The sequence below is a fragment of the Paenibacillus camerounensis genome (genome assembly GCF_000723885.1).
GTDB classification, from domain to species: Bacteria; Bacillota; Bacilli; order Paenibacillales; family Paenibacillaceae; genus Paenibacillus_AQ; species Paenibacillus_AQ camerounensis.
In genome coordinates, this window is the sequence record NZ_CCDG010000016.1 from 48,286 (window position 1) to 63,178 (window position 14,893).

Below are 14,893 nucleotides of genomic sequence, written 5' to 3' on the forward strand. Positions count from 1 at the left end.
ATAACGGCATTATCTAAAATTTAGCTTAAATCTTGCCGAAATATAGAGTGTAATGGCTCGTTTTGCCCAGTTGTGAAAATGAAAGTAACCGGTTGGAATTACATGGAAGTGTTTATGGGAGATCAGAGGGGGCAAAATTGTGGGGAAAGATCGGAAGCGTATGCAATCTGTACTGCAGCAGGCAAACGGTAAACTAAAAGGAGCTATGGAAGCCAGAAGGAAAAGTGTAGGGGCGAAAATTGCTTCAGGCTACATAGCCTTGGCGGTAATGGTGCTGCTAATCGGGGGGACGTCCCTCTATCAGATGTACAATATGCAGAACAACACAGCAAATATTGTTGAAAAAGCGATACCTTCGCTTAACTATGTGCACGGCATCAACTATGACACAGAGCATATTATGGCACTCAGCATGCAGCATATTCTCAATACTGACAGTGAAGAGAAGGCCAAGCTGGAAGAACAAAGGAATGAATTCGTCGGCAAGGTTGCCGGAACAATGAAGCAGTATGAGGAATCGCTTGACGGTGACAAGGGCTTGGAACGGCTGTCTGCACTCAACAGCAAATGGGAAGAATACATGACGATAAATAATCAGGCAATTAAGCTTAGCGACGCCGGAAATGAGGCACTGGCGCTTGAGGTTTCGCAAAAAGGGATTGCTGCCTTTAATGCGATGCAGATTGATCTGGAGGCGCTGGTGAAATACAGCCAGGAGGATGCTAAAGAGGAAGGCCGCCATTCGGAAGAAAGCTTCAAGACCTCATTTGTCACTAGTATTATTATTGTAGTGATTGTGCTCATAATGATCGGCCTGATTAATATGATTATCCGTAAGACCATGATCAACCCGATTAAAGCGGTAACCGCCCATCTGCAGCGGATTGCCGAGGGAGATCTGACCTCAGAGGACCTGTTAATTGCAAATGAGGATGAGATCGGCCGGCTTGCCAAGACTGTTAATGAGACGAACCGGACGCTGCTGGCAATTGTCAGCCAGATCCGTCACGTCTCAGGGGTCATTTCGAAGCAGGGCGAAGAGCTCGTGCGCACGGTTTCGGGTACCAAAGAAGGAAGCAGCCAGATTGCAGTCACGATGGAGGAGCTGGCTAATGCGGCAGGAAGCCAGGCGGAATCCGCAGTGGAAGCCTCCAAGGCGGTGGAGGATCTGAATCAGCTGATCGGTGAATTCGCCGGGAAAAGCAATGAGCTGATGCTGCACTCCGGACAGGTGCGCACCAAAGGCGAGCGCGGCAGAGCGCTGATGGAAAGCTCAGTAGCCCAGATGGAGCAAATTGCCGAAGCAGTGTCACAGTCGATGGATACTGTAGAGGAACTGAACCGCAAGAATGAGGGAATCTTCCGGCTGGTCGGCTCCATCCGCGGCATTTCCGAGCAGACTCATCTGCTGGCGATTAATGCGGCCATTGAGGCTGCCAGAGCCGGAGACAGCGGACGCGGCTTCGCAGTGGTGGCTCAGGAGGTGCGTAAGCTATCGGAGGATGTGCAGCAGACAGTATCGGAGATTACCAGTATCACGCAGGGGATTCAGGCTGATTCCAGGCAGATGGTTGAGCATCTGCGGGAAGGTGTCCTGAAGACAGAGGAAGGCGGCCGGCAGATTGTAGAGACCGGAAACGCGCTCGCTGAGATTAACGGGTCTGTGGATGTTATGGCTGCAACAATAGAGAACATGAGCGGAGATATCCGGCAAATGGCCGGTGCCAGTGAAACGATGAATGAGTTCAGCCAGCATATCTCGGCACTCGCCCAGCAGTCGGCAGCGGGGGTGGAGGAGACTTCGGCTTCCGCCAACGAGCAGGTGCAGGCAACCAGCGAGGTGGCGGCAGGAATAGGCGAGCTCCGCAGCCGGCTGGTCGAGCTGGAGGAGTCGGTAACACGCTTCCGGGTATAATCGGCGATATAGTAAACAGACAAGAGGGGTATTCCCGGCCGGGCTAAACTAAGGCCGCCGGGAATACCCCTTTGTTATAGCAGAAGCATCAGTCAGAATTAGTACTGGCGGCTGTAGTCCACCAGATTCCGTACCGGTTTTCCGTTATTCAGGTAGGCTTGTACATTCTCAGTGAAGAGCTCAACGATCCGGTCGGCATAGCGGTCTGTCGAGCCGGCACAGTGAGGCGTAATAATGACCTGCTCCATTCCCCAGAGCGGATGCTCCTGCGGCAGTGGCTCAGGGTCAAAGACATCAAGGCCGGCTCCGGCCAGCTGTCCGCTGTTCAGGGCAGCCATGAGGTCATCCGTATTAGTTGTCGCACCGCGTCCGATGTTGATATAATAAGCGCCCTGCGGGCAGGCATTGAACACGGCTGCATTAAAGAGCCTCTGTGTCTCGCCGGTAAGCGGCAGTGTATTAATCAGGAAATCAGCCTCTCCGGCCGCCTCCTGCAGCTGATCCGTTGAATAGATCTTGTCGAATCCGTCCACCGCCTTACCGGAACGGCTAATGCCGACTGTGTTCATCTTGAAGGCTTTGGCAATCCGCGCAGTTTCGCTGCCGATGGAGCCTGTTCCCGCGATAACAGCAGTTTTCCCGGTCAGCTCGCTTTCATTGCCGTCAGAATGCCATTTGCGTTCCTGCTGATTGCGGACAGCCGTGTGCAGATTCCGGGTGAACATCAGCATGAATCCGAAGATGACAGCCGTGATCGGTTCAGCATGGACACCGCTGGCATTGGTAAGGATAATTCCGCGCTCCTCAAGCTGCTTAAGAGGCAGCTTCTCAACGCCTGCAGACCAGGTCTGCAGCCAGCGCAGCGGCGAATCGGGCTTCAGCAGAGTGTCACTGATGCCTTTGCCCCAGCCGATTACGATTTCCGCGCGGGCCAGCTCATCCAGATCCGGGTTTTTGGCATTTCCGAGCGTAAGGGTATAACCCGGGGCGGCGGCGAGAATAGTCTCCTGCTGTTGTAAAGTAAGAGGCTGCAGACAAATAATAGATTTAGTGATGATGGTTCCCTCCCGTTATACGATTTTCGTAAAAAAGGCTGATCATGTATACAATAAGGATAACAAATCTGTCCCGAAAGGTGAAATGCACATGGATAATCAATCCGCCGCCCCTGGAACCGAGCGTCTGTTTGTTGCTGTTAAGCTGCCTGAGAAGCTCGGGGGGCTGCTGGGACAGGAAGCCGCCGCCCTGTCCTCCAGGCTGAAGTTTGCCAAATGGACATATCCTGATGATTATCATATTACCCTCCAGTTTCTGGGTGACACTCCTGCTGCAAAAATTCCTGACCTGCTTGCCGCGCTCAAGGAAATTTCTGCCGGCCAAAAGCCGTTTCGTTTGAGGCTTGATGAATGGGGGACCTTCGGTGTTCCAGAGTCGCCCAGAGTGCTGTGGGCAGGGGTTTCCGGTGAACTGGGGCAGCTGCGGGAGCTGCAGAAAAAGATCGTGTCTGTAACCTCGCCGCTAGGGTATAAGGAGGAAAAAAGAACCTATTCCCCGCATCTTACGCTGGCCCGGAAATACAGGGATGAGCACGCTTTCAGTGATGGACGGCTTAAGCTTTTGCAGAGTGAATCTGACATCGGGGAGAACAATTGTTCGGTAAAAGACTGGACGGTTGATGCTTTTGTGGTGTATGCTACTAGAATGCATGCCATTCCTATGTATGAAATGATCCGAAAAATGACATTTTTCTAAGCTCAAAATCGGCAGGATAGTTTTCAAAGCTTCCGTTTTCGGTTACATACAATAGGAATGTGCCGTAAATTAGGAGGTAAACAATGGAAATTTTCAAACAAAACCGCTGTATTGCGCTGCTTGTAGGCGTTATTCTAGTGTGTTTCTCAGCGATAAGCCTGTTCAGCCCGGGTGCAATTACCGAAGGACAGAATACACAGCAACTGGATACATTAGGCGGAGCCGGTTATGCTGCCGCAGCAGCACTGACGGATCAGCAATCGCCTACCGCAGAGAGGACAAGCAGGATTGTCACAAGCACCCCTGTTTTTTATACATCGGCAGCTGGTCTGAGCCATATCTGGCAGGACAAGCATAAGGCAGGATGGTTCGGTCCCGACAAGCTCAAGCTTGCGAAGACGGCCGTGAAGCAGCCTGAACAGCCCAAAGCCACTCTGATGAAGGCCCCGCCGGCAGTGCAGACAACACTCAAGCAGGCGGCAGCCAAGGGGAATCAGACCGTAAAGAAGGTAAGCACGGCATCTCAGCACAATCCCCCACTTAAATTGTTCTTCTCCCGGACAAAGCTACTAAGCCAGGAACAGCAAGCGGAAGCAACCTGGAGCTACGCCGTATCCGAAGAAGACCTGCTGCTGCTCCAGAAGATTGTAATGGCAGAAGCAGAGGGTGAACCGTACCAGGGCAAGGTGGCAGTCGCCAACGTTGTTCTGAACCGGCTACGGTCAGCCAATTATCCCGACACTATATATAAGGTTATTTATCAGAAAAGCCAGTTCAGCCCGGTAGCTAACGGGCGTCTTAAGCGTGTAAAACCGAACGAAGACAGCATCAAAGCGGTCAATGCCGCTCTTTCCGGCGTGAAGGAGGTTACGGATGATACGTATTTTTTCCTGTCGCTGCAGCTTGCCCAGGATCTGACTGTGCATCATTCCCGTACCTACGCCAAGACGATAGGCAATCATACCTTTTATAAATAAGGTCTCTTTCATTGCAGACAAACTAAAAAAACCTCCACATCTGCATTATGCAGGGTGGAGGTTTTTGGACGTTCAGGGCGTAACATAGACAGCCTCTTCCGTGCGGGCCTGAGCCCGTGCGGTCCGCATTTCGGCTGTCGCTTCCGCTGTCTTGCCCAGAAGCTGCAATACGGCTGAAGCGCAGTTATGCGGCTGCTGGCGCTCCAGGGCGAGCCGGCGTCTGCGCTGCTCTTCAATTCCTTTGTACTCCCGCAGGAGCAGGGAGAACCATTTGTCCACTACCCGAGAGTTAAGCTCCTCGGCAAGGCCGAGCTCTACGAAGTACTGGCAGTTCTTTTCTTCCTGCCCGGGAATTGCACTATAGAACAGCATCGGAATCCCTTTGGCCTGGCCTTCCGTACAGGTCATTCCGCCCGGTTTCGTTATGAGCAGATCGGAGACGTCCATCAGCTTGTTAATCTCGCTGCTGTAGCCCAGTATTTTGACGTTGGGATGATTCAGCAGCGGGGTCGAGCGCATCCGGGCTACCAGCTTGTCGTTGCTGCCCATGCAGAAGATCAGCTGAATCTCATCCATCCTTGCCGTAAGGGAATCCATCACATCCCGGCCGAACATAAGCCCCCAGCCTCCGCCCATAATCAGAACGGTCGGGATATCCGCCAGCCCGAGCTCTTTGCGGAGCAGCGTCTTATTGGAACGCTCCCAGAACTTGGGGTGTACGGGAATGCCCGTCACCGTGACAAGCTCCGGTGAAACGCCCCGGCCGGTAAGAATAGATTTGACCCGGGAGGTGGATACCAGATAACGGTCAGCCTCAGGATTTACCCAGCTGGCGTGTGCGTCATAATCTGTAATTAATGTATAAAGCGGTACATCCAGCCCTTGCTGCTTCAGCCTTGCAATGACGGCGGCAGGAATCGGGTGGGAGCAGATAATGAGATCGGGCTTAAGCTGCTCAATTACCTTTTTGGCACGTGTATAAAAGACCCGGTGCAATGCTGCCCGGGTCAGCCGGCTCAGTGATTTATCATATTGGGTTTTATACATCATGCCGACCAGCTTCGGCTGGCTGCTGACTGTCTTGCGGTAAGCGGAAAGAATCCAAGGCGCAACCGTGGGATTCAGGAATTTGCCCAGCTCAATGACACGGCACTGGACGTCCGGGCTAAGCAGTCTGATTCCTTCGGCCAGAGCATAGGCTGCCCCTGTATGGCCCGTACCGAAGCCTTCCGAAAACAGCAGTACTCTTTTCTTTCGCATAAGTTCACCTGCTACTTTCCATTATAGGTAGAATTGCGGGTTCTCCTCTTAGAGCGAATACGAGATACCACCCTGTAAAGTTCCTCTTACATTATACAAGGGTTTTGGCTTCTTTTCTCACATTATACAAATAAGACGTTATAGGAAAGTTAAAACACTGCAAAAAATAAAATAAAGCTGAGATTCAGGTATTGCCAAGTGAAAGGTAAAGTGATAAAGTTGGTAATGACCAAATGACCGAAATAGTAATATGGTCACGAGCGTGTGGCAGCGATTATTTTTGCAGGAAAGGGAGTGGACGATGGTGGCTGTGGTAGATCGAAGGCAGCTGGTGCTTCAGGCCGCGACAAAGTGCTTTTCATTATTCGGCTATAAGGCAACGACAATGGATCAGGTCGCTAAGATTGCAAATGTCGGAAAAGGCACGATATATACCTTTTTTACGAATAAGGAGCAGTTATTTGATGAGATCCTGCGTGATGTCATCACCGAGATGAAGCATATTGCCGAGCGGGAGATCAGACGGGATAAGCCGTTTTTTGATAACCTGCACAGGGTACTGGATGCACTGCTTGAATTTCGGGGCGAACACGAGCTGTTCATCAAGCTTTCCCAGGAAAGTCGCGATTTCGGAACGCCGCAGGCCGGTGACGGGCTCGACAAGCTGGAGAACGTTGTGCTGGAATATCTGGAACGGGAGGTGGAGCAGGCTATACAGCAGGGGGAGATTAAGCCGTGTGACCCCCAGATTGTATCTATTGTAATGTTCAGGCTGTACATCGTGCTGACCGCTGAGCTGAACAAGGTGCATGTGCCTTTAAGCAAGGAGCAGATCAAGGAATATTTTCATCTGTTTTTGTCTGACGGCGTGGCGCAGGCACCTTAAGGTGCTCCATTTTTTTTGCTCATAAATGACCGAATGGGGAAAATGGTCACTTGGTGTTACTGCAATTTTCAGTATACTAGCAAACTTGTTAACCGGTTTTGCCATAGAGAGATTTATAGCTTTTATACAAAGAGCATATGATTATAAGGAGAGAACCAGAATGAAATCTTTATCCGTCTTTATCAAGGACCTGGGCGCTGCGCTTAAAAATCCCAAGGTGCTGATCCCCATGTTCGTCGTCCTGTTCATTCCCGTGATGTACAGCGGATTGTTCCTTAAGGCATTCTGGGACCCGTACGGTAAAATGACCGAGCTGCCTGTCGCTGTTGTTAATGAAGACAAAGGCGCTGATTACGAGGGCGCTAAGCTTACCGCCGGCAGTGATCTGGTGGAGGAGCTTAAGAAGACCGACGGGTTCAACTGGAATTTTGTAACCCGTGCAGAGGCAGAAGCCGGACTGGACGATGATACTTACTACATGGCGATTATTGTACCGGAGGATTTCTCTGCAAATGCAACGACTCTGCTGGATGCAGATCCTCAGCCGGCCAAGATTATTTATGAACCGAATGAAGGGTACAACTTCCTGGCCGGCCAGATCGGCGGAACTGCGGTTAAAGATATCAAAACAAAGGTGTCGGCCAAAATTACCGAGGCTTATACGTCTTCCGTGTTTGATAAAATAACGGATATCGCCAGCGGGCTCGGCGATGCCGGAGACGGGGCAACCCAGATTGCCGACGGCGCTGCCAAGCTGGATGACGGTGCGCTGAAGCTGAAGGATAATCTGCTTGTGCTGGCTGAAGGTACCGGCAAGCTGGTTGACGGGGTAGCTCCGCTGACCGAAGGTGTAACTGCGCTGAACACTGGTGCAGCAGCACTGGAGAGCGGCAGCAGTACTCTGGCCGGCGGGCTCCAGCAGCTGTCGGCTGCACATAAGCAGCTCCAGGACGGTGTGGCGCAGACAGCAGACGGCAGCAAGCAGCTTAGCACCGGCCTGAAACAGGCCGAAGCCGGAGCCAAAGCACTGCAGACCGGTACACAGTCGGCAGTAGACGGAACAACCAAGCTGCAGGCCGGTACACAGTCCGTAGTGGACGGCAGCAGTAAGCTGGCGGCGGGACTGACCTCCTCCGCTGAAGGCAGCGCCAAGCTGGAAGCCGGACTGCAGGCTTCCAAGGAAGGCAGTGCGAAGGTCAGCACTGCAGCCCAAGCGGTGGCTGACGGCCTGCAGCAGCTGGCTAAGGCGAATCCGCAGCTTGCGGCAAGCGCAGACGTGCAGAAGCTGCTGGCGGCAAGCACCGCTGTAGCCGAAGGCACAGCGCAGCTGGATCAGAGCCAGCAGCAGCTGCTGGCTGGCGCGGTCTCGCTGCACAGCGGCCAGGAGCAGCTGGTGCAGGGGGCAGCCCAGCTGCAGGCGGGAACGCAGCAGCTGGATGCCGGGGTTAGCCAGCTGCATGAAGGTGCGCAGCAGCTGAATGCAGGCAGCACGCAGCTGCTGGCCGGGCAGCAGCAGCTCCTGGCCGGTGCAGCGAAGCTGACGGCCGGCGGCGGCACGCTGTCCGCCGGGATGCAGCAGTTCGGCGCGAAGCTGGACGAAGCGGCCGCAGGCGGCGCGAAGCTCGCTGACGGCGGTAAGGCGCTGGAGGCGGGCACAGCCAAGCTGCTGGCAGGCACAGGCCAGCTGAGCAGCGGCCTGAGTTCGGCTCTGGACGGATCGAAGCAGCTCAGTGACGGCGCAGGCCAGCTCAAGGACGGCCTTGATGAGCTGAAGGCAGGCTCCGGCGAGCTCGCCTCGAAGCTGGGAGATGCAGCAGAGCAGACCAGCACTGTGAACAAGTCGGATGCGCTGGTGTCCATGTTCGCACAGCCCGTACAGATTGAAGAAGTGAAGGTCAGTGCAGTGCCGAACTACGGCACAGGATTTGCCCCATACTTCCTGTCACTCGGATTATTCGTAGGTGCGCTGATCTGCACGCTGGTTATTCCGATGAGCAGCTCCGAGGTCATCGGTGCAAGCCGGTTCAACCGGTTCATCAGCCGGACATTGACCTTTACCATGATGAGCGTGCTCCAGTCGCTGATGGCGGCAATGATTGTGTTGTACGGCCTTGGTCTTGAGGTACAGAACGTAGCCTTGTTCTACGCCTTTACCTTCATTACAAGCATCTCGTTCATGTGGATGATTCAGGCGATTGTAACCTGGCTGGATCAGCCTGGACGTTTCGTAGCTATTGTAATTCTGATCTTCCAGCTGACCACCAGCGCAGGTACCTTCCCGCTGGAGCTGATCCCAGGCTGGATGAAGTTCTTTAACCCGCTGCTTCCGATGACCTATAGTGTCCGCGGCTTCAAGGCAGCCATTTCAACCGGTAATTACAATGTGATGTGGAGTGATGCGGGTGTGCTGGCCATTTATGGATTAGTATTCCTGGCGCTTACCTTTACTTACTTCATGACCCGCGGACAGGAGAATGAAATTACTGTAAAAGGTGAACAAGCGTTGACTGTATAACGATTTTACCGGAAATTGTCCAAAGGTACGGAAGGACGCTCCTACAGGGGCGTCCTTTCTGTTTTCATATGCAGAAAAGTCCATAAAAAAGGGTATTTAGTGAAAATGAAACTGTGTTGAAGCGTTTTCACTGAATAAGGACTTATTCATAATTAATGCATATTTATTCATTATTAAGTTTTTTTACACTTTCACTCAGTAAAGCTGTACCGTAAAAACAATTGTTAATCAAACTCATAAAAAACTTTAAATTGCACTCATGTCAGGTCGATGATAAACTTATATAACCAATCTGGATTGAATAAATATTAGGCGTTACTCTGAAATATTTTCCTGGATATTAAGGTACAACTTTAGAATAGAAAGGTTGCGTATGATGAGACACACTGAACTGCCCAACAAACAAGGTCTTTATGATCCCCAGTTCGAAAAAGATGCATGCGGCATGGGCTTTGTCGCCCATATTAAAGGTAAGCCTTCCCATGATATCGTAAGCAACGCTTTGACCATGCTCTTTAATATGGAGCATCGCGGCGGCCAGGGAAGCGAGCCGAACTCCGGTGACGGAGCCGGCATTATGCTGCAAATTCCGCACCGTTTCTTTACAGGTGAAGCCAGCAGACTTGGCTTTGAGCTGCCGGAACAGGGCCATTATGGCGTGGGTATGATCTTTTTGTCTCATAACGAGGAGATCCGCGCCCGTCATGAAGCTCTGCTCAGCGAGATTATTGCGGAAGAAGGACAGACGGTGCTTGGCTACCGTGATGTGCCTACTTTCGATGAAATGCTGGGTAAAACCGCTAAGGCTGCCAAGCCTTATGTACGCCAGGTGTTTATCGGCCGTTCGGAAGGCTTTGCTGATGAGCTGGCCTTTGAACGCAAGCTGTTTGTAATCCGTAAGCGTGCAGAGCTCGCTATCCGTTATGGCGGCGTTGAAGAGGCTGAATCCTTTTATATGCCAAGCATGTCCTGCCGCAAGATCGTATACAAAGGCATGCTGACAACCGAGCAGGTAGGACAGTTCTACCTGGATCTGCAGAATGAAGAGCTGGAGTCGGCTATTGCCCTGGTTCACTCCCGTTTCAGCACGAACACATTCCCGAGCTGGGAACGCGCCCACCCGTACCGCTTCATGATCCACAATGGTGAGATTAATACGCTGCGCGGTAACGTGAACTGGATGCATGCCCGCCAGTCTTTGTTCAAGAGTGAATTATTCGGGGAATCCATGGGCAAGATCAAACCGATCGTGAATCCGGATGGTTCGGATACGGCAATGTTCGACAATACCTTTGAATTCCTGTATCTCAGCGGACGCTCGCTGCCGCATGTAGCCATGATGATGGTGCCAGAGCCTTGGAGCAATCATGAGACTATGAGCGACGAGAAGAAGGCATTCTACGAATATCACAGCACGCTGATGGAGCCGTGGGACGGGCCGGCGGCAATGGGCTTTACCGACGGCGTACAAATCGGTGCAATGCTCGACCGCAACGGTCTGCGTCCGGCACGATATTATGTAACTAAAGACGATATGATTATCTTATCCTCTGAAGCGGGAGTACTTGATATTCCGGCAGAGGATGTATTATACAAGGACCGGCTGAGACCGGGCCGCATGCTGCTGGTGGACACGAAGCAGGGACGGATTATCTCCGACGAGGAAGTCAAGGCTTCCATTGCTTCCGAGCAGCCGTACCGTGAGTGGCTCGAAGAGCATCTGATCGGCCTTGATCAGCTTCCCGAAGCGCCTGAGCTGCCTAATCCGAAGCATGACAATGTACAGCAGCTGCAGCAATCGTTCGGCTATACCTTTGAGGATCTGCGCAAGGTGCTGGAGCCAATGGCCTCCACCGGTGCCGAAGCTATCGGCTCCATGGGCTATGACGCGCCGCTGGCTGTGCTCTCGGACCGTCCGCAGCGACTCTACAATTACTTTAAACAAATGTTCGCGCAGGTAACCAATCCTCCGATCGATGCGATCCGTGAAGAACTGGTTACCTCCACAGCGACTACAATCGGTCCAGAACGCAACCTCTTGAAGCCTGAGCCTGAGAGCTGCCGCCAGATTTCCCTGGACTCGCCAATTCTCTCCAATGAGGATTTCGCGAAGATCCGCCACGTCCGCCGTGCCGGATTCAAGTCGATGTCCATTCCGATCCTGTTCCCGGCTGAGCTTGGAGCAGAAGGCATGCGAATCGCGCTTGAGCGCATGAACGAAGCGGCTGACCGTGTAATGGCGAAAGGCCACAATATTCTTATTCTGTCTGACCGCGGCGTAGACCGTGAGAATGCGGCCATTCCGGCGCTGCTGGCTGTTTCCAGCCTGCATCACCATCTGATCCGCTCCGGATCACGCACCAAGGTCAGCATCCTGCTGGAGTCCGGCGAACCGCGTGAAGTGCACCACTACGCGCTGCTGCTCGGCTACGGCGTCAGTGCAGTCAACCCTTATCTTGCGTTTGAAAGCCTGGACGATATGATCGGCCAAGGGCTGCTGCGCGGTATCTCGCATGAGAAGGCTGTGAAGAATTACATTAAGGCTGCGACGAAGAGCGTAGTTAAAGTACTATCCAAAATGGGGATCTCCACCATCCAGTCATACCGCGGAGCACAGATTTTTGAAGCGGTCGGCCTGAGCACAGAGTTTGTGGATCGGTACTTTACCTGGACACCTTCCCGTATCGGCGGTATCGGCCTGGAAGAAGTGGCGGCTGAAGCACTGTCTCACCATAACCGTGCCTTCACCGAGAAGGACGGCAACGACAAGGTGCTGGATTCCGGCGGCGACTATCAATGGCGCAGTGACGGGGAGGATCACCTGTTCAACCCGCAGACGATTCACCTGCTGCAGCATTCCGTACGCAGCGGTGACTATGCACTGTACAAGAAATATGCGGCCCTTGTTCAGGGTGAGACCAAGAAACATCAGACGATCCGCTCCATGCTGGAATTCAAGTCCAACAACCAGCCGGTTCCATTGGATGAAGTAGAGCCGGCGGAATCGATTATGAAACGCTTTAAGACAGGAGCCATGTCGTTTGGTTCCATCAGTAAGGAAGCCCACGAGACACTGGCTATTGCAATGAACCGCATCGGCGGCAAGAGCAACACCGGTGAGGGCGGGGAAGACCCTGCCCGCTTCATTCCTGACGCTAACGGCGATTCCCGCCGCAGTGCAATCAAACAGGTGGCATCGGGACGCTTCGGGGTAACCTCGAATTATCTGGTGAACGCTGATGAGATTCAGATTAAGATGGCACAGGGAGCGAAGCCGGGTGAAGGCGGGCAGCTTCCGGGCCGTAAGGTATATCCTTGGGTAGCGGAAGTGCGCGGCTCCACAGCAGGTGTAGGTCTCATCTCGCCGCCTCCGCATCACGATATTTATTCCATCGAGGATCTGGCTGAGCTGATCTATGATCTGAAGAACGCCAATCCGCGGGCCAGCATCAACGTGAAGCTCGTGTCTGAGGTTGGTGTCGGAACGATTGCCGCAGGCGTGGCGAAAGGCCGTGCCGACATTATCCTGATCAGCGGCTATGACGGCGGTACCGGTGCTTCACCGATGAACTCGATCCGCCATGCCGGTCTGCCTTGGGAGCTTGGACTCGCTGAGACGCATCAGACGCTTATGCTGAACAATCTGCGCGACCGCGTTGTGCTGGAAACCGACGGTAAAATGCTTAGCGGACGCGACCTTGCGGTAGCGGTGCTGCTGGGAGCAGAGGAATACGGATTCGCAACAGCACCGCTTGTAGCGGTAGGCTGTATCATGATGCGCGTCTGCCAGATGGATACCTGTCCGGTCGGCGTTGCTACCCAGAACCCGGATCTGCGCAAGAACTTTACGGGCGATCCGCAGCATGTTGTTAACTTCATGACCTTCGTAGCACAGGATCTGCGTGAGATTATGGCAGAGCTTGGCTTCCGCACTATCGAAGAGATGGTCGGACGCACGGATTGCCTTGATGCGGTTCATGCTTCTGACCACTGGAAGAAGAAAGGCGTTGATCTGAGCAGCCTGCTGCACACACCGGAGCTTCCGGAGGGAAGCACGCGCTTCCGCAGCAAGTTCCAGAACCACGGTCTGGAAGAAACGATTGACGTATCACAGCTGCTTGATCTGGCTGCTCCGGCGCTGGAATCCGGGCAGGCTGTAGAGGTATCTCTGCCGATCACCAACGTCAACCGTGCAGTGGGTACAATTCTGGGCAGTGAGCTGACCCGTAAGTACGGGGCTGCGGGTCTGCCGGATGATACGATCCGCCTGAACTTCACCGGCTCTGCCGGACAGAGTCTTGGTGCTTTCGTTCCTAAGGGGATTACAATTACGGTCGAAGGCGACTCGAATGACTATGTGGGTAAAGGTCTATCTGGTGGCAAGCTGATTATCAAGCCGTCTCCTAAAGCTACCTTTGCTGCAGAAGATAACATCATTATCGGAAACACGGCACTCTACGGCGCTACCGGCGGTGAAGCTTATATTAGCGGTATTGCCGGTGAACGGTTCGCTGTCCGCAACTCCGGCGCGAACGTAGTGGTTGAAGGCGTGGGCGACCACGGCTGTGAATATATGACCGGCGGCCGCGTAGCGGTGCTAGGTGCAACAGGCCGCAACTTTGCGGCAGGGATGTCCGGCGGTATCGCTTATGTCTATGATCCGGAGAACAGCTTCATCAAACGCTGTAACCTGGAAATGGTCCTGCTGGAGCGTGTTGAGGAGGCTGAGGAAGCAGCGGAGCTGCACAAGCTGATCTCGCGTCATGCCGAGCTTACAGGCAGTGCGGCGGCTGGCCGGATTCTAGAGAACTGGGAAGCTTCACTGCCGAAGTTCGCCCGTGTCATTCCGAAGGATTACAAACGGATGCTGGAGCAGATCCGTAAGGTGGAGCAGACCGGCCTGACCGGCGAGGCTGCCCTGATGGCTGCTTTTGAAGCCAATATGCGTGAGCTTGCGCGTGTTGGAGGCTAAACTTAACCTGCTGTGCTAAGCAGCTTGGTGTAATAAAGAGTAAGGGGCTGTATTCTTCCGCTTAGAGGAGGATACAGCCCTTTTATATACCGGTATAGATGATGCTATCCCTCCTCCCTGATAAACATTTGGTAATGGATTAACCAAATTAAAGCAGACCTGTCTGCCCAGCCCAAAATGCAGGAGTGAACGAACAACGGGAAAAATCCCATTAAACATCCCCAAAGTAAGCAGGGAGAGCGGTAATAGAGGGAAGGATCCATTACTTAGGCAGAACATTACCCGACTAAAAGTTTTGGAGTGAGGCAGTTAAACCAGAGCTTGATGTTAAGTTATTAAAGGAGGTTCTTCTTAAAATTTCCTATTGATGCAGTGATACCTTCCTATTAAACCGTCTAATAGTTGGTTAGATCTTCCTTTTACCCTTGTTTTCAGGAAAAAGCCAGGATGTGGTAATATGAAAAATATATAAAATGAAATGCTAAGAATATCAATAATGCGAAAGTAATGGAGGGGAATTTTGGAACTGTAGGAGCGGTAGCGACCGCCTGAAAGCTTTTCGCAGAAAAGCTCGCTACGGAAGCATAGGCAGTCTGCGGATTTCCACCGCGAGAGC

At 52.8% G+C, this 14,893-nt stretch carries 8 protein-coding genes; 6 read left to right on the forward strand and 2 right to left on the reverse strand.

Going from position 1 to position 14,893, the window contains the following annotated elements:
• Nucleotides 1-139: 139 nt before the first annotated feature.
• On the forward strand, nt 140-1,915 hold the full coding sequence (locus BN3772_RS06505) for a methyl-accepting chemotaxis protein (RefSeq protein WP_042197953.1): 1,776 nt from the start codon (nt 140-142) through the stop codon (nt 1,913-1,915).
• Nucleotides 1,916-2,013: 98 nt separating this feature from the next.
• Here BN3772_RS06505 and BN3772_RS06510 read toward each other — a convergent pair whose 3' ends face one another.
• A complete protein-coding gene (locus BN3772_RS06510) occupies nt 2,014-2,973 on the reverse strand; it encodes a D-2-hydroxyacid dehydrogenase (RefSeq protein WP_341872565.1) in 960 nt (319 codons plus the stop codon).
• Nucleotides 2,974-3,061: 88 nt separating this feature from the next.
• On the opposite strand from BN3772_RS06510, the gene thpR reads away from it, so the two are divergent.
• Both thpR and BN3772_RS06520 read left to right on the forward strand, forming a co-directional pair.
• Nucleotides 3,062-3,667 carry an RNA 2',3'-cyclic phosphodiesterase gene (thpR, locus tag BN3772_RS06515; protein WP_157643552.1) on the forward strand — a complete coding sequence of 202 codons (606 nt, stop codon included), beginning with the start codon at nt 3,062-3,064 and terminating at the stop codon, nt 3,665-3,667.
• An 83-nt stretch (nt 3,668-3,750) separates the two neighbouring features.
• Complete coding sequence (locus BN3772_RS06520) at nt 3,751-4,644, forward strand: cell wall hydrolase (RefSeq protein WP_042197956.1); 894 nt, start codon at nt 3,751-3,753, stop codon at nt 4,642-4,644.
• Nucleotides 4,645-4,716: 72 nt separating this feature from the next.
• Here BN3772_RS06520 and BN3772_RS06525 read toward each other — a convergent pair whose 3' ends face one another.
• The gene (locus BN3772_RS06525; protein WP_042197958.1) at nt 4,717-5,904 is read right to left on the reverse strand and encodes a UDP-N-acetylglucosamine--LPS N-acetylglucosamine transferase; all 1,188 of its coding nucleotides are present in this window, start codon (nt 5,902-5,904) and stop codon (nt 4,717-4,719) included.
• A gap of 304 nt (nt 5,905-6,208) precedes the next feature.
• Here BN3772_RS06525 and BN3772_RS06530 point away from each other — a divergent pair, with 304 nt between their 5' ends.
• The 3 genes from BN3772_RS06530 (at nt 6,209) to gltB (ending at nt 14,277) form a co-directional block, all read left to right on the forward strand.
• Entirely contained in the window at nt 6,209-6,790 is a 582-nt protein-coding gene (locus tag BN3772_RS06530) for a TetR/AcrR family transcriptional regulator (RefSeq protein ID WP_086074440.1), read from the forward strand.
• Nucleotides 6,791-6,950: 160 nt separating this feature from the next.
• The gene (locus BN3772_RS06535; RefSeq protein ID WP_042197960.1) at nt 6,951-9,305 is read left to right on the forward strand and encodes a YhgE/Pip domain-containing protein; all 2,355 of its coding nucleotides are present in this window, start codon (nt 6,951-6,953) and stop codon (nt 9,303-9,305) included.
• Between the two features lie 376 nt (nt 9,306-9,681).
• Complete coding sequence (gene gltB, locus BN3772_RS06540; protein WP_042198060.1) at nt 9,682-14,277, forward strand: glutamate synthase large subunit; 4,596 nt, start codon at nt 9,682-9,684, stop codon at nt 14,275-14,277.
• The last annotated feature ends 616 nt before the right edge of the window (nt 14,278-14,893 follow it).